The sequence below is a fragment of the Ectopseudomonas composti genome (assembly GCF_900115475.1).
Lineage (GTDB): Bacteria > Pseudomonadota > Gammaproteobacteria > Pseudomonadales > Pseudomonadaceae > Aquipseudomonas > Aquipseudomonas composti.
On record NZ_FOWP01000008.1, the window covers coordinates 35,776 to 54,393 of the forward strand.

The 18,618-nt window shown below is 62.5% G+C and carries 16 protein-coding genes; 13 read left to right on the top strand and 3 right to left on the bottom strand.

Features of this window, described 5'->3' with window-relative positions; all coding sequences use genetic code 11:
• Window positions 1–85: 85 nt before the first annotated feature.
• Window positions 86–1,084, top strand: coding sequence for an alpha/beta hydrolase family protein (locus BM059_RS15535; protein WP_074939774.1), 999 nt, complete (start codon window positions 86–88; stop codon window positions 1,082–1,084).
• A gap of 214 nt (window positions 1,085–1,298) precedes the next feature.
• Here BM059_RS15535 and BM059_RS15540 read toward each other — a convergent pair whose 3' ends face one another.
• The 3 genes from BM059_RS15540 to BM059_RS15550 are packed head-to-tail and all read right to left on the bottom strand — an operon-like array spanning window position 1,299 to window position 3,754.
• The gene (locus tag BM059_RS15540; RefSeq protein ID WP_074939777.1) at window positions 1,299–2,060 is read right to left on the bottom strand and encodes a TerB family tellurite resistance protein; all 762 of its coding nucleotides are present in this window, start codon (window positions 2,058–2,060) and stop codon (window positions 1,299–1,301) included.
• Window positions 2,061–2,732 carry an N-acetylmuramate alpha-1-phosphate uridylyltransferase MurU gene (gene murU, locus BM059_RS15545; RefSeq protein ID WP_074939780.1) on the bottom strand — a complete coding sequence of 224 codons (672 nt, stop codon included), beginning with the start codon at window positions 2,730–2,732 and terminating at the stop codon, window positions 2,061–2,063.
• Window positions 2,729–3,754, bottom strand: a complete 1,026-nt coding sequence (locus BM059_RS15550) for an aminoglycoside phosphotransferase family protein (RefSeq protein ID WP_074939782.1) — start codon at window positions 3,752–3,754, stop codon at window positions 2,729–2,731. The genes murU and BM059_RS15550 overlap by 4 nt, the downstream gene beginning before the upstream one ends.
• 124 nt (window positions 3,755–3,878) lie before the next feature.
• Between BM059_RS15550 and BM059_RS15555 the strand changes: the two genes are divergently transcribed.
• The 12 genes from BM059_RS15555 to BM059_RS15610 all read left to right on the top strand — a co-directional run bounded on the left by BM059_RS15555 (window position 3,879) and on the right by BM059_RS15610 (window position 18,617).
• On the top strand, window positions 3,879–6,665 hold the full coding sequence (locus BM059_RS15555) for an LPS-assembly protein LptD (RefSeq protein ID WP_074939786.1): 2,787 nt from the start codon (window positions 3,879–3,881) through the stop codon (window positions 6,663–6,665).
• On the top strand, window positions 6,646–7,938 hold the full coding sequence (locus tag BM059_RS15560) for a peptidylprolyl isomerase (protein ID WP_139220741.1): 1,293 nt from the start codon (window positions 6,646–6,648) through the stop codon (window positions 7,936–7,938). The genes BM059_RS15555 and BM059_RS15560 overlap by 20 nt, the downstream gene beginning before the upstream one ends.
• 100 nt (window positions 7,939–8,038) lie before the next feature.
• Window positions 8,039–9,034 carry a 4-hydroxythreonine-4-phosphate dehydrogenase PdxA gene (gene pdxA / locus BM059_RS15565; RefSeq protein ID WP_074939792.1) on the top strand — a complete coding sequence of 332 codons (996 nt, stop codon included), beginning with the start codon at window positions 8,039–8,041 and terminating at the stop codon, window positions 9,032–9,034.
• Between the two features lie 113 nt (window positions 9,035–9,147).
• Window positions 9,148–9,957 carry a 16S rRNA (adenine(1518)-N(6)/adenine(1519)-N(6))-dimethyltransferase RsmA gene (gene rsmA / locus BM059_RS15570; protein ID WP_037000153.1) on the top strand — a complete coding sequence of 270 codons (810 nt, stop codon included), beginning with the start codon at window positions 9,148–9,150 and terminating at the stop codon, window positions 9,955–9,957.
• Between the two features lie 29 nt (window positions 9,958–9,986).
• Entirely contained in the window at window positions 9,987–10,367 is a 381-nt protein-coding gene (apaG, locus tag BM059_RS15575; RefSeq protein WP_037000154.1) for a Co2+/Mg2+ efflux protein ApaG, read from the top strand.
• Complete coding sequence (locus BM059_RS15580) at window positions 10,367–11,185, top strand: symmetrical bis(5'-nucleosyl)-tetraphosphatase (protein ID WP_074939793.1); 819 nt, start codon at window positions 10,367–10,369, stop codon at window positions 11,183–11,185. The genes apaG and BM059_RS15580 overlap by 1 nt, the downstream gene beginning before the upstream one ends.
• Window positions 11,186–11,214: 29 nt before the next feature.
• Window positions 11,215–11,544 carry a thiosulfate sulfurtransferase GlpE gene (gene glpE / locus BM059_RS15585; protein WP_037000157.1) on the top strand — a complete coding sequence of 110 codons (330 nt, stop codon included), beginning with the start codon at window positions 11,215–11,217 and terminating at the stop codon, window positions 11,542–11,544.
• A 281-nt stretch (window positions 11,545–11,825) separates the two neighbouring features.
• Entirely contained in the window at window positions 11,826–13,748 is a 1,923-nt protein-coding gene (locus tag BM059_RS15590) for a PrkA family serine protein kinase (protein ID WP_037000159.1), read from the top strand.
• A gap of 111 nt (window positions 13,749–13,859) precedes the next feature.
• The gene (locus tag BM059_RS15595) at window positions 13,860–15,131 is read left to right on the top strand and encodes a YeaH/YhbH family protein (RefSeq protein ID WP_074939795.1); all 1,272 of its coding nucleotides are present in this window, start codon (window positions 13,860–13,862) and stop codon (window positions 15,129–15,131) included.
• Between the two features lie 9 nt (window positions 15,132–15,140).
• Window positions 15,141–16,706, top strand: a complete 1,566-nt coding sequence (locus BM059_RS15600) for a SpoVR family protein (protein ID WP_074939797.1) — start codon at window positions 15,141–15,143, stop codon at window positions 16,704–16,706.
• Window positions 16,707–16,767: 61 nt separating this feature from the next.
• Window positions 16,768–17,280: a DUF4136 domain-containing protein gene (locus BM059_RS15605; RefSeq protein ID WP_074939798.1), complete on the top strand. Its 513-nt coding sequence runs from the start codon at window positions 16,768–16,770 to the stop codon at window positions 17,278–17,280.
• Between the two features lie 107 nt (window positions 17,281–17,387).
• Window positions 17,388–18,617 (top strand): multifunctional CCA addition/repair protein, encoded by a 1,230-nt coding sequence (locus tag BM059_RS15610; protein ID WP_074939800.1) that lies wholly within the window; start codon window positions 17,388–17,390, stop codon window positions 18,615–18,617.
• The last annotated feature ends 1 nt before the right edge of the window (window position 18,618 follow it).

Below are 18,618 nucleotides of genomic sequence, written 5' to 3' on the forward strand. Positions count from 1 at the left end.
TACCTTACTCCAGTCTTGTGCTAATCGCCTGACAAAAGCGCAGCTCGGCATTAGGCTCTGTAGCAGCCCCCAAGGAGCTTCATCGATGCGCCTGAACTCACTCGCAATGCTCGGTTTCTGCCTGTTCTGCACTGCCACGAGCTGGGCACAGGAACCGACCGGAGATGCCCAGAGCGGCGCGCCTGGCGAAGCCGACACGCCCGCTTCAGAGGAACGCCCTCCGCTCCCCGAACGTAGCGTCAGCGACGCACAGACGCTTGAGCAACGTCTGGACAAGCGCGAGCAGCAGATGCTGCAGGCCGGCGCCGAAAGCTTCCTCGCCCTCTGGCTTCCGGCCAACGTCGGCGAACCCAGTGGCGCGGTGATCCTGGTGCCCGGCGACGTGGAAAATGCCGATGGCGCCGCGGCCGTCGGTCCGTTGCGGCGCAAGCTACCCGACGCCGGCTGGCACAGCCTGAGCCTGACGCTGCCAGACCCGGACGGCGACCCGCTGCCGCTGCGTGATGCCAGCGCCGGCACTTCAGCGGTGCCCACTGACCCTGCAAATTCCGAGGGAGCCCCTGCTGCCGATAGCCCTGCACAAACGCCGGCGGCAGATGGTGCTCAGCCCACGGACAGCAGCGCGATCAGCCCGGAACAACGGCGTCAGGCCCACGTCGATCGCGTGATGGCGCGCATTGATGCCGCCATCGCCTTCGCCAACCAGCAGCAGGCCAAGGAAATCGTCCTGCTCGGCCACGGCAGCGGCGCCTACTGGGCAGCGCGCTACCTGAGCGAACGCAAGCCCGCGAATGTCCAGAACCTGCTGATGGTAGCGGCGCAATTACCAGCGGGATTCGCCCCGCCACTGGACGAACTGATCGCACAGTTACCGGTGGCCACCGGCGACTTCTTCTACAAGGATCAGGCCACCGATCGCACCGCCGCGCTGAAACGTCTGCAGGCCAGCAAGCGCGCCAAGCTGCCCACTTATGTGCAGGTGGCGATGAAGGCGCTGCCGGGTAACCTGAACGTTCAGGAGGAGCAGTTGTACCGCCGCCTACGGGGCTGGTTGAAGCTGCACATTCGCGCCGCAGGCGGCTAAGGAAACGCTGAAAAGCCCCCACCGTCACTCCCACGAAGGCGGAAGTCCAGGTGCTGCGGGGGTTCTGGATCATTCCCCTTCGGTCCAGCACAAGCGCTGTTCAGCGATAAAGCTGCTGTCCCGCCTGCTCGGGACGGCGCTTGCGCTGAAAGCACTTCAGTGCGGCCCGAATAGGGCGAGCGCAGCGAGTAATGACGACTGCTTCAGACCATCCCTAACGAATCCCCCGGCGCTGGCGAATCAGCGCATAGGCCTGATGCAGTTGCCGGGTGATATCGGTCGCCTCACGAATGCGCTCAGGGGAAGCACCTGAGCCGGCCAGTTTGTCCGGGTGGTGGCGACTGAGCAGGCGCCGATAAGCACGCTTGATCTGCTCAGGCTCGCTGCCGTCGTTCACGCCCAACAGCCGCAACGCCTCCTGATAACTGCCGCCTGCTGGCGTGGGCTGCTGGCTGCGACGCGGCGCGTATTCTTCGCCCAGGCTATCGAGGCGAGCGCTGTCCCAGCCGAGCCACTTACCCCAGAGCAGGATCAACTCATGCTCGCTGGCTGACACCCGCCCATCGACCCAGGCCATGCGCCAGCAGGCTCGCAGCATTGCATCAGCACGCTCGCGCTGACGCAGCAACGGAGCGCGCAGGTTGTCACGCCCGGTCTTGCCACGGGCGAAAGCCTCGATGGCGCGCCGTTGAGCGGCCGGGTCCAATCCCAGCCGCTGCATTTCCGAGCGTGCCTGCTGGATATGGCTCTGCACCACGCGGCCATCGCTCTTGGCCAGCCGCCCCAGCATCAGAAACAGCAGCTCGTCATCAGCCGGCGCGGCACGACCGCCCAGGCGCTCGCGCAGGTTGTCCCAGCCGTGCAGGCGCAGGCGACGGTCCAGCACCTGCCCGAGCAATCCGCCAAGCAGTGCGCCTGGGATGCTGGCCAAAGCGAGCCCAGCTGCGGCCCCAAGCATAGTGGCCGGCCACAACACCTAGCGTGCCTCCTGCAACAAACGTTCGACTTCGGCCAGGCGCTCGTGGGTACCGACATCGACCCAACAGCCGCCATAGCGCTCGCCATTGACCTGCCCGGCCGCCATCGCCTCACGCAGCAGCGGCGCCAGCTTGAAGGCACCGGGTACAGAAGCGGCGAACAGGCGCGGGTGCAGCACGGCAAGACCGCTGTAGGTCAACCGCTCACCCGTTGCCTCGGCGTCGCTCACCTGACTGTCAGCCAGGACGAAGTCGCCCTGCGGGTGATGCGCCGGGTTATCCACCAGCACCAGATGCGCCGAGCCAACGAGCGGCTTGCGCAGCGCGGCGAAATCGTAGTCGGTGAAAACATCGCCATTGACCACCAGAAACGGCTCAGCGCCCAGCAGCGGCAGGGCCTTGAAGATGCCGCCGCCGGTTTCCAGCGGCTCGCCTTCAGGTGAATAGACGATCCGTACGCCAAAGCGCGAGCCGTCGCCCAGGTAATCCTCGATCTGCTGACCCAGCCAGGCGTGGTTGATCACCAGCTCGGTGAAACCTGCAGCAGCCAGGGCGCGGATGTGGTACTCGATCAACGGCACGCCCGCCGCCTTCACCAGCGGCTTGGGCGTATGCAGGGTCAGTGGACGCATGCGCTCACCCTTGCCCGCGGCGAGAATCATCGCCTTCATGCACGTGCCCCTTCATCGGTCGCCAAGCTGGCGAACAGCTCACCCAACTCGGCGAGCTCCGGCCGACGTGCCAGCACAGCATCTATATAGGCAAAGAAACGCGGCACGTCGCCCAGGTACTTGGGTTTGCCATCGCGGTGACAGATGCGCGCGAAGATGCCGATGACCTTGAGGTGGCGCTGCACGCCCATCAGATCGCTAGCCCGCAGAAAGTCGTCGAACGAGGCCTGCAGCGGAATACCCGCCGCCTTGGCACGCTGCCAGTAATCCTGCAGCCAGCCCTGAACTCGCGCCTCAGGCCAACTGAGAAATGCATCTTTGAACAGGCAGGTGATGTCGTAGGTAACCGGGCCGTTGACGGCATCCTGGAGGTCCAGCACGCCGGGGTTGGGCGTGCTCTGCATCAGGTTGCGTGGCATGAAATCGCGGTGCACCACCACCTTGGGCTGTGCCAGTGCGCTGTCGATCAACAGGCGACTGACGCGCTGCCAGGCGGCTTCCTGCTCGGATGTAAAGGTACGCCCCAGGTGATGCTGTACATACCACTCAGGGAATAGCTGCAACTCACGACGCAGCAACGCCTCATCGTAATGCGACAGATTGCTGTCGAGGGGCAAACGCTGCTGCTGCAGCAAAGCCTCGATGGCATCGTCGAACAGTTGGTCGGCGTTGTGCTCGGTTATCACATCCAGGTAGGTCTGGCGGCCCAGGTCATCGAGTATCAGGAAGCCTTGTTGCAGATCGGCAGCCAATACCTGCGGCACATGCACACCAGCACTGGCCAGCAATGCCGCGATACGAACGAAAGGCTCGCAGTTTTCCTGAGGCGGTGGCGCGTCCATCAGAATCAGGCTGCGCTCACCGGCCTGCCAACGAAAATAGCGACGAAAGCTGGCGTCACTGCTGGCGGGAGTCAGTTCGGCCGTGGGCACGGCTCCCCAGTCACGTGCCGAGAAGAGAAGGGGCAGTTGCTCGGCGAGCCAGGTTTGCAGCTGTTGCAGACGTACATCGTGTTCAGACATCAAGGGGTCTCCGACGGCGCTAGCCGTTGCGCGGGTCATGCTTTATTATCCAGCATCTTTTTCAGCCCATCGAGAGGCGTGCGGCCCCTGGGCCGATAGCGCGCAGGAAGCCCGGACTAACAAGATGGCAGTAAAATACCCCGCGTTCCGCAAGAAATTCCCGCTGCTGGTCACCGGCAGCCTCCTGGCCCTACAGCCTGCGTTCAGCCTACAGTCCTTTGCCGCCGAGCAATACGATTGCCAGGCGTCGTCCACGGGCGGCTGGGCATGTGCGCCGAAATCAACGGCCAGCGCTCAGCCTCCGCGCCCCGTGCACAGCAGTAATGCTGTCAGCTCGGGCGGTGCCACCAGCGAGGTCGCAGCCAAGCAGGCTGCCGCCCCGGTGCTGGTCACCGAGAGCAAGGGCCGTGCCCTCGCCTCGCGCAGTCCTGACTACAGTCACTTGGACTGGGTCCCGCGCGATAAGTTGACTGCAGCGCAACTGGCCGAGGCCGGTCCGTACTGCGCAGGCGCCTACGTCGAGCCGCTGCGTCCGGGCATGGATGACACCACGCCGCTGGACGAATCGCCGATGTTCGTTTCCGCCAAAGCCTCGCGCTTCGAGCAGGAAAAGCAGATAGCCACCCTCGCCGGTGACGTCGTCCTGCGCCAATCCGGCATGCAAGTCGAAGCCGACGAAGCCAGCCTGCACCAGACGGAAAACCGTGGTGAGCTGGTCGGCAACGTGCGCCTGCGCGATAAAGGCATGCTGGTGGTCGGCGACCGCGCCGAACTGCAGCTGGATAACGGCGAAGCCCGTATCGACAATGCCGAGTACGTGATGCACCAAGCCCACGTACGCGGCAGCGCGCTCTACGCCAAGCGCGAAGAGACCGCGATCATCCGCCTCAAGGACGGGACCTATACCCGTTGCGAGCCGGGTGACAATGCCTGGCACCTGAAAGGCAACAACGTCACCTTGAACCCGGCGACCGGCTTCGGCACCGCGACCAACGTGACGCTGCGGGTCAAGGACATTCCGGTGTTCTATACCCCGTACATCTATTTCCCGATCGACGACCGTCGCCAGTCCGGCTTCCTGCCGCCGAGCATCGGCACGTCGAGCAGCAACGGCTTCTCGCTGCAAACACCGTACTACTTCAACCTGGCGCCGAACTACGACGCCACCTTGTACCCGACCTACATGGCCAAACGCGGCCTGTTGATGGAAGGTGAGTTCCGCTATCTGACCGAGAGCAGCGAAGGCCAGGTTGGCGCGGCCTACCTCGACGACAGCGAAGACGAACGCAAGCTGCAATCCGAGTACAAAGACCAGCGCTGGATGTACAGCTGGCAGCACAAGCAGGGCCTGAACTCACGCCTGCTCGCCGAAGTCGACTACACCGACATCAGCGACCCGTACTACTTCCAGGATCTGAACACCGACCTGGGCATCGACAAGCAAACCTACGTCGATCAACGCGGCACACTGACCTATCGCGGTGAAAGCTACACCGCGCGTCTGAACCTGCATGCCTACGAACTGGCCAATATCACCGACGTAACGCCATATGACCGCCTGCCGCAAATCACTCTGGACGGCAAGCTGCCCTTCAATCCGGGCGGCCTGGACTTCACCTATGGCACCGAATACGTGCGTTTCGATCGCAACCTGCGTTCGGGCTTCTTCATTGACCAAGATGGCAATGGCAGCAATGACCCTAACGACCCAAATTACAGTCGTTGGTACGATGCCCGCCTGGTTGGCCTCTCAAGGGCCGAGGGCGAGCGCCTGCACCTCGAACCCGGTGTTAGCCTGCCGCTGGACTGGTCCTGGGGTTACATCAAGCCGCAGATCAAATACCTGCAGACCAACTACGACCTCAGCCTGGATCAGCAAGGCAAGGATACGTTGCTGGCCGAGCAGAATTACAAGGGCACTCAGAGCCGTGGCGTAGGCCTGTTCAGCCTCGACAGCGGCCTGTACTTCGACCGCAATACCCAGCTGTTCGGCAAGGACTTCCGCCAGACCCTGGAGCCGCGCGCGTTTTACCTCTACGTGCCGGAAGAAGACCAGACCGATATCCCAGTGTTCGACACGGGCGAGCCGACCTTCAGCTATGCCTCGCTGTGGCGTGAAAATCGCTTCAGTGGCAAGGATCGCATCGGCGACGAGAACAAGCTTTCACTGGGCGTAACCAGTCGCTGGATCGAGCCGAACGGCTTCGAGCGCCAGCGTTTCAGCATCGGCCAGGCCTTCTACTTCGAAGACCGCAAGGTGCAACTGCCCGGTATCGATTATCGCACCCGCCAGGAAGCCACCTCAGACGTGTCGCCATATGCACTGGCGTACCTGTACCGTTTCAACCGCGACTGGCGCTTCTCGTCGACCTTCAACTGGGATCCGGACCAGCACGCCACCCGCTCGGGTAGCGCGATGTTCCACTACCAGCCGGAGGAAAACCCGGGCAAGATCGTCAACTTCGGCTACCGCTACCGTAACGACACCGTGCGTTATGACCGTGACAGCGGTACCTGGACTACCAGCCCGGACTACGGCACCCCTGGCAGCCCCAACTACATCAAGAACTACTACAAGATCGACCAGCATGACTTCTCCGTCATCTGGCCGCTGGCTCCGCAGTGGAGCCTGATCTCGCGCTGGCAGTACGACTATGGCCGCAACCGTACTCTCGAAGCCTTCGGTGGCTTCGAATACGACAGCTGCTGCTGGAAGCTGCGCCTGATCAACCGCTACTGGATCGATTACGACGAAGTCAGCCTCAACCCATCGCGCAACGACGAGCCGGACCGCGGCATCTTCCTGCAGATCGTCCTCAAGGGCCTCGGCGGCGTTGTAGGCAACAAGGTGGAAACTTTCCTCGACCAAGGCATTCAAGGTTACCGTGAACGTGAAGACCAAGCTTTCTGATCGCCTGCGCCCTCTGCTGTTGGGCGTAGCACTGCTGGCGGCAACGGCTCAGGCCCAGGTTCGCCCACTGGATCGCGTCGTGGCCATCGTCGACAACGACGTGGTCATGCAGAGCCAACTCGATGCTCGCCTGCGTGAAGTGCAACAAACCATCGACAAGCGTGGCGGCGCCCTGCCGCCCGAGCATGTACTCAGCCAACAGGTGCTCGAACGCCTGATCATCGAGAACATCCAGCTGCAAATCGGTGATCGCTCCGGTATTCGCATCACTGACGAAGAACTGAACCAGGCCATGGGCACCATTGCACAGCGCAACGGCATGAGCCTGGAGCAGTTCCGTGAAGCCCTGGCGCGTGACGGCTTGTACTATGCCGACGCCCGTGACCAGGTGCGTCGCGAGATGATCATCAGTCGTGTGCGTCAGCGCCGCGTGGCCGAACGCATTCAGGTTACCGATCAGGAAGTGCAGAACTTCCTCGCCTCCGATCTGGGCAAGATGCAGTTGTCGGAAGAGTTCCGCCTGGCCAATATCCTGATTCCGGTTTCCGAAGCCGCGTCTTCCAGTGAAATCCAGGCAGCCGACCGTCAGGCGCAGGAGCTGTATCAGCAACTGCAGCAAGGCGCCGACTTCGCCCAACTGGCGGTCTCTCGCTCTGCCAGCGAGAACGCCCTGGAAGGCGGTGAGATGGGCTGGCGCAAGGCCGGCCAGTTGCCGCCGCCGTTCGACAGCATGATCAGTCAGCTGAACCCGGGCGAAGTCACCGAGCCGGTGCGTACGCCGGGCGGATTCATCATCCTCAAGCTGATCGAGAAACGCGGTGGCGACACCCAGGTACGCGACGAAGTGCATGTGCGCCACATCCTGATCAAGCCCAGCGAGATTCGCAGCGAAGAGGAAACCCGTCGACTGGTCGAGCGCCTGTATCAGCGTATCGTCGCCGGTGAAGATTTCGCCGAGCTGGCGAAGAACTTCTCCGAAGACCCGGGCTCGGCGCTCAACGGTGGTGATCTCAACTGGATCGACCCCAACGCACTGGTGCCCGAGTTCCGCGAGGTGATGAACAACACCGCCAGCGGCGAACTGTCCAAGCCGTTCAAGAGCCCTTACGGCTGGCACGTGCTGCAAGTCATGGGCCGTCGCGCCACTGACAGCAGCGCGCAGTTCCGCGAACAGCAAGCTGCGAATCTGCTGCGCAACCGCAAGTACGACGAAGAGCTGCAGGCCTGGCTGCGCCAGATCCGCGACGAAGCCTACGTCGAAACCAAGCTGTAATAGCGTTATCGCGTAAGAAAGCCCGGCCTCAGTGCCGGGCTTTTTCGTTACTGGCCCGGCAGCGTAAACTGGCGCCCCCGCGCCCACACAGAGAGCGACCATGACTGCGCAGCAATGCTTTGCCCTTACCCCAGGCGAGCCCGCCGGCATTGGCCCTGACCTCTGTCTACTGCTGGCACAGCAGGCGCAGCCTGCACCACTGGTCGCCATCGCCAGCCGTGAGCTGCTGGCAGAGCGTGCCAAGCATTTGCAGCTGAATATCGAATTGCTGGCCGTTGGTCCCCAGCAGTGGCCAGACCACCCCGCTGCGGCAGGCGCCCTCTATGTCTGGGACACACCTCTGGCAGCGCCCGCAACGCCAGGCAAACTGACGCCCGCCAATGCCGCCTACGTGCTGGAAACCCTCACCCGCGCCGGCCAGGGCTGCCTGAACGGAACCTTCGCCGGGATGATCACAGCGCCCGTGCACAAGGGCGTGATCAACGAAGCCGGTATCGCCTTCTCCGGCCACACCGAGTTTCTCGCCGAACTGACCCATACCGAGCAGGTGGTGATGATGCTGGCGACCCGCGGCTTGCGTGTGGCGCTGGTCACTACTCACCTGCCGCTGAAGGATGTCGCGGCCGCCATCACCGCCGAGCGCCTGGAACGCGTCACCCGCATCCTGCATGCCGACCTGCAAAGCAAGTTCGGCATCGCCGAGCCACGCATTCTGGTCTGCGGGCTCAATCCGCACGCTGGCGAAGGTGGTCATCTGGGCCGCGAGGAAATCGAGATCATCGAACCGACGCTGGAGCGTCTACGCACGGAGGGCATGAACCTGATCGGTCCGCTGCCAGCCGATACCCTGTTCACACCAAAGTATCTCGAGCACGCCGATGCTGTGCTGGCCATGTACCACGATCAGGGCCTGCCGGTGCTCAAATTCAAGGGCTTCGGCGCCGCACTGAACGTCACCCTGGGCCTGCCGATCATCCGCACCTCGGTGGACCATGGCACCGCCCTGGATCTGGCCGGCACCGGCAAGGTTGATACCGGCAGCCTGCATGTAGCGCTGGAAACCGCCTACCAGATGGCCGCTAGCCGCAGAGCATGATCCACTGAGGCTGCAGCCCGCGCCCGCGGCGCCATTCGCTGGTAGACTGTGCGACTTTCTTTTTTGCATTCAGCCTCGAGCACCACACCTCGGGCTGCCCCGCGGAGCCGCATATGTCCGAGTACCAACACCGCGCGCGCAAGCGCTTCGGCCAGAATTTCCTGCATGACGCCGGAGTGATCGACCGTATCCTGCGCGCCATACGCGCCAAGGAAGGCGAGCGCCTGCTGGAGATCGGCCCAGGCCAGGGCGCCCTGACCGAAGGACTGCTGGGCAGCGGTGCGCAGCTCGACGTCATCGAACTGGACCTCGATCTCATCCCTATCCTGCAGCACAAGTTCGGCAGCAACCCGCGCTTCCAGCTCAACCAGGGTGATGCGCTGAAATTCGACTTCGCCCGCCTCGACGCGACGCCGCGCAGCCTGCGCGTGGTGGGCAACCTGCCCTACAACATCTCCACGCCGCTGATTTTCCATCTGCTGAGCAACGCCCCACTGATTCGCGACATGCACTTCATGCTGCAGAAGGAAGTGGTCGAGCGCATGGCCGCAGGCCCCGGCGGTGGCGATTGGGGCCGCCTGTCGATCATGGTGCAGTACCACTGCCGCGTGGAGCACCTGTTCAACGTCGGCCCAGGCGCTTTCAACCCGCCGCCCAAGGTCGACTCGGCCATCGTGCGTCTGGTGCCGCATGAGACCCTGCCGCACCCGGCCCAGGACCACCGCCTGCTTGAACGCGTCGTGCGCGAGGCCTTCAATCAACGTCGCAAGACGTTGCGTAATACCCTGAAACTGCTGTTGTCAGCTGAGGCCATCGAGGCAGCCGGCGTCGATGGCAGCCTACGCCCTGAGCAACTGGATCTGGCCGCCTTCGTACGTCTGGCCGACCAGTTGGCCCTGCAGCCCTCGGCTGCACAGGACTAAACTGCAATCACGCTAAACGGGTTACCCGCATGTCCGACCCTCGCTATCAGATCGACGTCAGCGTCACCACCCGCTACCTGGCCGCCCAGTCGCAGCCAGAGCAGAACCGTTATGCGTTCTCTTACACCGTGACCATCGTCAATAACGGCGAGCTGCCGGCCCAGCTGTTGTCGCGCCACTGGATCATCACCGACGGTGACGGGCGCGTGCAGGAAGTCCGTGGCGCCGGGGTAATCGGCCAGCAGCCGCACATAGACCCCGGCGCCAGCCACACCTACAGCAGCGGGACGGTCATGGCCACGCAGGTCGGCACCATGCAGGGCAGCTACCAGATGCTCGCCGAGGACGGCAAACGCTTCGACGCGACCATCGCGCCGTTCCGTCTGGCGGTACCGGGGGCCCTTCACTGATGGCGGTGTATGCCGTCGGCGACCTCCAGGGTTGCCTGAAACCGCTCAAGTGCCTGCTCGAGCAAGTATCTTTCGATCCGGCACATGACCAGCTGTGGCTGGTGGGCGATCTGGTCAACCGCGGCCCGCAGTCGCTGGAAACCCTGCGTTTTCTCTACAGCATCCGCCATGCAGTCATTTGCGTGCTGGGCAATCACGACCTGCACCTGCTGGCCGTCGCCCACAACATCGAGCGACTGAAGAAGGGCGATACCCTGCGCGAAATTCTCGATGCGCCCGATCGTAACGACCTGCTCGACTGGCTGCGCATGCAGAAACTGGTGCACTACGACGCCGAGCGCAAGGTGACCCTGGTGCACGCCGGCATCCCGCCGCAATGGACACTGAGCAAAGCGCTGCGGCGTGCCGCCGAAGTCGAAGAAGCCCTGCGCGACGATGCCCGCATGCCGTTGTTTCTCGATGGCATGTACGGCAACGAGCCGGCCAAGTGGAACAAGGAACTGCACGGCGTCACGCGCCTGCGGGTGATCACCAACTATTTCACCCGCATGCGCTTCTGCAAGGCAGACGGCACGCTGGATCTGAAAAGCAAGGAAGGCGTCGGCAGCGCACCGCCCGGCTTCGCCCCCTGGTTCAGCCACCCACAGCGCAAGATGCGCGGCGAAAAGATCATCTTCGGCCACTGGGCAGCGCTGGAAGGCAACTGCACGGAGCCTGGCCTCTACGCACTGGATACCGGCTGCGTCTGGGGCGGCACGATGACCCTGCTCGACGTCGACAGCGGAGCACTGCACCGCTGCACCTGTCCCAAGGAATAAGCCCCCAAGAATCATTCGAGGCACCGAACATGAGCGAATTCAAACGTATCTCCCCACAGCAGGCGCAAGAACTGCGCAATCAGGGCGCCGTAGTGGTCGATATTCGCGATCCACAAAGCTTCGCCAATGGCCATATCACTGGCTCGCGCCACCTGGACAACCACTCGCTGCATGACTTCATCACACGTGCCGACCTCGACGCGCCGCTGATCGTGTCTTGCTACCACGGCAACTCCAGCCAGGGTGCGGCCGCCTATCTGGTCGGCCAGGGCTTCTCCGAGGTATACAGCCTCGACGGTGGTTTCGAGCTGTGGCACGCCACTTACCCGAGTGAGACTGCGCAAAGCTCCGAAGAATAAATTTCTTCAGGCGGCATGCCGCGCCCGTCCTGGCCTGCCGCCATTTCCCGACGTACGGTTACATCCAGTTATCGTTGTCCCGCCCTTGACGCGCTGCAGAACGAACTATTCTGTTACTCAGGCCATCCCACTGAAGGTAGAGCCGGCAAACCGGCATCGGGCCATCGGTAACGACTTTTTAGGTTTTGGGGGATTCTTCCCGACTTGTCTCTGAGCCGGAGTCCCCCAGCACCTGCACGACCGATCCCGAGCCAGCTTTCAGCATCGAGCGAGGTGAAGTCATGAGCATTTTCAGTCACTTCCAACAACGTTTCGAGGCGACACGCCAGGAGGAGTACTCGCTGCAGGAGTACCTCGAACTGTGCAAACAGGATCGCAGCGCCTACGCCACTGCGGCCGAACGCTTGCTGATGGCCATTGGTGAGCCGGAACTGCTGGACACCTCCAGCGACTCACGACTGTCACGCATCTTTTCCAACAAGGTCATCCGCCGCTATCCGGCCTTCGCCGACTTCCACGGCATGGAAGAGTGCATCGACCAGATCGTCTCCTACTTCCGCCATGCCGCGCAGGGCCTGGAAGAGAAGAAACAGATCCTTTATCTGCTCGGCCCGGTGGGCGGCGGTAAATCCTCGCTGGCCGAGAAGCTCAAGCAACTGATGGAGAAGGTGCCCTTCTATGCCATCAAGGGCTCGCCGGTATTCGAGTCGCCGCTGGGGCTGTTCAACGCCACCGAAGACGGCGCCATCCTCGAAGAGGACTACGGCATCCCGCGCCGTTACCTCAGTTCGATCATGTCGCCCTGGGCCACCAAGCGCCTGCAGGAATTCGGCGGCGACATCAGCCAGTTCCGCGTGGTCAAGCTCTACCCCTCGATCCTCAACCAGATCGCCGTGGCCAAGACCGAACCAGGCGACGAGAACAACCAGGACATCTCCGCCTTGGTCGGCAAGGTGGATATCCGCAAGCTGGAGGAGTACCCGCAGAACGATGCCGACGCCTACAGCTACTCGGGCGCGCTGTGCCGGGCCAACCAGGGCCTGATGGAGTTCGTCGAAATGTTCAAGGCACCGATCAAGGTGCTGCACCCGCTGCTCACGGCCACCCAGGAGGGCAACTACAACAGCACCGAAGGCCTCGGCGCGATCCCCTACAGCGGCATCCTCCTGGCCCACTCCAATGAATCGGAGTGGCACAGCTTCCGCAACAACAAGAACAATGAGGCGTTCATCGACCGTATCTACATCGTCAAGGTGCCGTATTGCCTGCGCGTGAACGACGAGATCAAGATCTACGACAAGCTGCTGATCAACAGCTCGCTGGCCAAGGCCCATTGCGCGCCTGACACCCTGAAGATGCTCGCCCAATTCTCCACCCTGTCGCGCCTGAAGGAGCCGGAGAACTCCAACATCTACTCGAAGATGCGCGTCTACGACGGCGAGAACCTCAAGGACACCGACCCGAAAGCCAAGTCGATTCAGGAGTACCGCGACAGCGCGGGGGTCGATGAGGGCATGAACGGCCTGTCCACACGTTTCGCCTTCAAGATTCTGTCGAAGGTCTTCAACTTCGACCCGCACGAGATCGCCGCCAACCCGGTGCACCTGCTGTACGTGCTGGAGCAGCAGATCGAGCAGGAGCAGTTCCCCGCCGAAGTGCGCGAGCGTTATCTGCGCTACATCAAGGAATACCTGGCGCCGCGCTACATCGAGTTCATCGGCAAGGAAATCCAGACTGCTTATCTGGAGTCCTACAGCGAGTACGGACAGAACATCTTCGACCGCTACGTGCTGTACGCCGATTTCTGGATTCAGGATCAGGAATACCGCGACCCGGAGACCGGCGAGATCCTCAACCGCGTCGCCCTCAACGAGGAGCTGGAGAAGATCGAGAAGCCGGCCGGCATCAGCAACCCGAAGGACTTCCGCAACGAGATCGTCAACTTCGTGCTGCGCGCCCGCGCCAACAACAACGGCAAGAATCCCACCTGGCTCAGCTACGAGAAACTGCGGGTGGTGATCGAGAAGAAGATGTTCTCGAACACCGAGGACCTGCTCCCGGTCATCAGCTTCAACGCCAAGGGCAGCAAGGAGGATCAGCAAAAGCACAACGACTTCGTCAAACGCATGGTCGAGCGCGGCTACACCGAGAAGCAGGTACGCCTGCTGTCGGAGTGGTACCTGCGGGTACGCAAATCGCAATAACAGCAGCCGCAAGCTACAAGCTTCAAGCGGCAAGAACGAGCGGGAGCGCTGGCCGCCCTTTGCTTACTTGCAGCTTGCGGCTTGCAGCTTGAAGCCGCCCCGGAGGGGCTTATGAGCTATGTGATCGACCGGCGCCTCAACGGCAAGAACAAGAGCACGGTGAACCGCCAGCGTTTTTTGCGGCGTTACCGTGAGCACATCAAGAAGGCGGTGGAGGAAGCCGTCAGTCGGCGCTCCATTACCGACATGGAGCACGGCGAGCAGATCAGCATTCCCGGCCGCGATATCGATGAGCCGGTGCTGCATCACGGCCGTGGCGGCAGGCAGACCACCGTCCACCCCGGCAACAAGGAATTCACCACTGGTGAACGCATCCCGCGCCCTCAGGGTGGCGGCGGTGGGCGTGGCAGCGGCAAGGCGAGCAACTCCGGCGACGGCATGGACGAGTTCGTGTTCCAGATCACCCAGGAGGAATTCCTCGACTTCATGTTCGAGGACCTGGAGTTGCCCAATCTGGTCAAGCGCCACCTGACCGGCGCGGAAACCTTCAAGACCGTGCGCGCCGGCATCAGCAACGAGGGCAATCCCTCACGCATCAACATCGTCCGCACCCTGCGTTCAGCCCATGCACGGCGCATCGCCCTATCCGGTTCCAGCCGCGCCAAACTGCGCGAAGCCAAGGCCGAGCTGGAGCGGCTGCGACGAGAAGAGCCAGACAACTTCGGCGATATCCAGGCGACTCAGGAAGAAATCGAACGACTCAGTGCACGCATCCATCGCGTGCCGTTTCTCGATACCTTCGACCTCAAGTACAACCTGCTGACCAAACAGCCCAACCCCAGTTCCAAGGCGGTGATGTTCTGCCTGATGGACGTGTCCGGCTCCATGACCCAGGCTACCAAGGACGTAGCCAAGCGCTTCTTCATCCTTCTGTATCTGTTCCTCAAGCGTAACTACGACAAGATCGACGTGGTGTTCATCCGCCACCACACCAGCGCCAAGGAAGTCGATGAAGAGGAGTTCTTCTACTCCCGCGAGACCGGCGGCACCATCGTCTCCAGTGCGCTGAAGTTGATGCAGGAGGTGATGGCCGAGCGCTACCCGATCAACGAGTGGAATATCTATGCCGCGCAGGCGTCGGACGGCGACAACTGGAACGACGATTCACCGGTGTGCAGGGATATATTGATCAACCAGATCATGCCGTTCGTGCAGTACTTCACCTACGTCGAGATCACCCCACGTGAGCACCAGGCGCTGTGGTTCGAGTACGAACAAGTGGCCGAAGCCTTCGCCGACAGCTTCGCCCAGCAGCAACTGGTGTCCGCCGCGGACATCTACCCGGTGTTCCGTGAACTGTTCCAGCGTCGCCTGGTGAGTTGAGGAGTTGCCATGAGCGCCACCGCCAAGAAACGCCAACCGCTCTCTACCGGCTCGGAATGGACCTTCGAACTGATCCGCCAATACGACAAGGAGATCGCGCGCATCGCCGAGCGCTATGCGCTGGACACCTACCCCAACCAGATCGAAGTGATCACCGCCGAACAGATGATGGATGCCTACGCCTCGGTGGGCATGCCGCTGGGCTACCACCACTGGTCATACGGCAAGCACTTCCTCGCCACCGAAAAAGGCTACAAGCGCGGGCAGATGGGCCTGGCCTACGAGATCGTGATCAACTCCGACCCGTGCATCGCCTACCTGATGGAAGAGAACACCATCTGCATGCAGGCGTTGGTGATCGCCCACGCGTGCTACGGCCACAACAGTTTCTTCAAGGGCAACTACCTGTTCCGCACCTGGACCGACGCCAGCTCGATCATCGATTACCTGGTGTTCGCCAAGCAATACATCATGCAGTGCGAGGAGCGGTACGGCATCGATGCCGTAGAGGAGCTGCTCGACTCCTGCCACGCGCTGATGAACTACGGCGTCGACCGTTACAAACGCCCCTACCCCATCTCCGCCGAGGAGGAACGCCGGCGCCAGAAGGAGCGCGAGGAGCACCTGCAGAAGCAGATCAACGACCTGTGGCGCACCATTCCCAGGAATGCGGACAAGGGCAGCGAGAAGGACAACAAGCGTTTCCCGGCCGAGCCGCAGGAGAACATTCTCTACTTCCTGGAAAAACACGCGCCCTTGCTGGAGCCCTGGCAGCGCGAAGTGATTCGCATCGTGCGCAAGATCGCCCAGTACTTCTACCCACAGCGCCAGACCCAGGTGATGAACGAAGGCTGGGCCACCTTCTGGCACTACACCCTGATGAACGACCTGTACGACGAAGGCCTGGTCACCGACGGCTTCATGATGGAGTTCCTGCAGTCGCACACCAGCGTGGTCTACCAGCCATCGTTCGACAGCCCCTACTACAGCGGCATCAACCCCTATGCCCTGGGTTTCGCCATGTACCGCGACATCCGCCGTATCTGCGAGAACCCCACCGAGGAAGACAAGCACTGGTTCCCGGACATCGCCGGCAGTGACTGGCTGACCACACTCAAGTTCGCCATGAACAGCTTCAAGGACGAGAGCTTCATCCTGCAGTTTCTCTCGCCCAAGGTGATTCGCGACTTCAAGCTGTTCGGCATCCTCGACGACGACCAGAAGGATGAGCTGCTGGTGCCAGCCATTCATGACGAGCCAGGCTACCGCACCATCCGTGAGCTGCTCGCCGCGCAATACAACCTGGGCAACCGCGAACCCAACGTGCAGATCTGGAACATCGACCGTCGCGGCGACCGCTCGCTGACCCTGCGCCACCAGCAGCATGACCGCAAACCGCTGGGCGACTCCACCGGCGAGGTGCTCAAGCACCTGCATCGGCTGTGGGGCTTCGACATTCATCTGGAGGTTTGCCAGGGCGATCAGTTGATCACCACTCAGCACGTCCCGCCGCGTGGCAGCTCGGATAACGACAGCGAATACCCACGGCTGGACCTGATCATTCCACCCATTTGATCGGTTGCCGGCCATGGCTCGGGCCATCAGCATCGCAGGCAGACTCCGCGAGACGCCCTGCATGCGCATATTTCTTGTCATTCTTCTGTGCCTGGGGCTGGCCACCTGCGCCAGCCATGTCCCCCAGGCACGCATCCTCAGTCCCGCCGACGCCGCGCTTGGCGGCCGCCACAGTTTCGAACTGATCGATCCGCAGTCCAGTCTGGAGGGTGAGGCGCCCTTCCCCGAGCGCTATCGGCAATTGCCGCAACTGCTGCGTCATGGTCTCTCCGCTCGCGGCTATCACGAGAGCCAGCAGCCGCAGCTACGCGTCTATTACTGGTTGGCGGTGCAGGACAGTCCACTGATGTTCAAGGTCGATGTGCCGCCGCCCAGACCGCTCGGCCCCTATCAGGGCATCCACCGCCTACGCGACGAAACCGGCACCCTGCGCCTGCGTCTGACCGATCTCGACGAGCGCATCCTCTGGGAAGGAGTGATCAGCACCGGGCTCAGCCCCGCGCGTGACAGTGCCGAGTTGCTGGAGCGCGCCGTTCAGGTGCTGACCAAACAGATCCCGCTCACCACACCGTAGCCCGTAAGCAATCCGGGACACACTGATTGCGCTACCTCGCGGATAAACCGTTGCACGGCGCGCCCTACCGATCTTCGGTATCCTCTGCGCTCAGTGGAGGAACACACATGCAGATCTACAAAGTCGGCGGCGCAGTGCGCGATCGCCTGCTCGGCCGCCCCATCAGTGAAGTGGACTGGGTCGTGGTCGGCGCCAGCGCCGAACAGGTGCTCGAACTTGGCTACCGCCCAGTGGGCGCCGACTTTCCGGTGTTCCTGCACCCGCAAACGGGCGAGGAGTACGCCCTGGCCCGCACCGAGCGCAAGAGCGGGCGCGGCTATGGCGGCTTCACCTTCCACGCCAGCCCCGACGTCACGCTGGAGCAGGACCTGATCCGCCGCGACCTCACCGTCAACGCCATGGCCGAGGATGACGAGGGCAAGCTGATCGATCCGTACGGTGGCCAGCAGGACCTTGAAGCCCGCATCTTGCGTCACGTTTCCCCGGCATTCGCCGAAGATCCGCTGCGCGTACTGCGCGTCGCCCGCTTCGCCGCGCGCTATGCGCCACTCGGTTTCAGCGTCGCGCCAGAAACCCTCGAGCTGATGCGTCAGCTGGCCGAGTCCGGTGAACTGAGCCATCTCACTGCCGAGCGCAGCTGGAAGGAAATATCCCGCGCGCTGATGGAGCCGCGTCCGGATGTGTTCGTCCAGGTACTGCGCGACAGCGGCGCACTGGCCGCCCTTTTACCGGAAGTGGACGACCTGTTCGGCGTACCGCAACCGGCGGCGCATCACCCGGAAGTCGATACCGGCGTGCATGTGTTGAGCGTGTTGCGCCAATGCGCGGAGCACGACCAGCCGCTGAACGTACGCTGGGCCTGCCTGCTGCATGACGTGGGCAAAGGCCTGACGCCGGAAGATGAGTGGCCACGCCACATCGCCCATGAGTACAAAGGGTTGCCGCTGATCCAGGCGATCAACGAGCGCTACAAGGCACCACGCGACTGCGCCGAACTGGCGCTGCTGGTCGGCGAGTTCCATACCCATGGCCACCGCGCCCTTGAGCTGCGCCCTTCGACATTGCTGGAGCTGCTGCAACGCTTCGACGTATTCCGTCGCCCGCAACGTTTCGCCGAGTTCGTCGCCGCTTGCGAGATGGATGCGCGCGGGCGCCTGGGCCTGGAGCAACGCGCGTACCCACAAGCCGCTTACCTGCTGGGCGCCGCCGAGGCGGCAAGGCAAGTGCCGGTCAAACCGCTGCTGGAGAAGGGGTTCAAAGGTGCGGAGTTGGGCGAGGCACTCAATCGCGAACGCCTGCAGGCGCTCAAGGCCTACAAAGCGCAGCACGCCTCGTAGG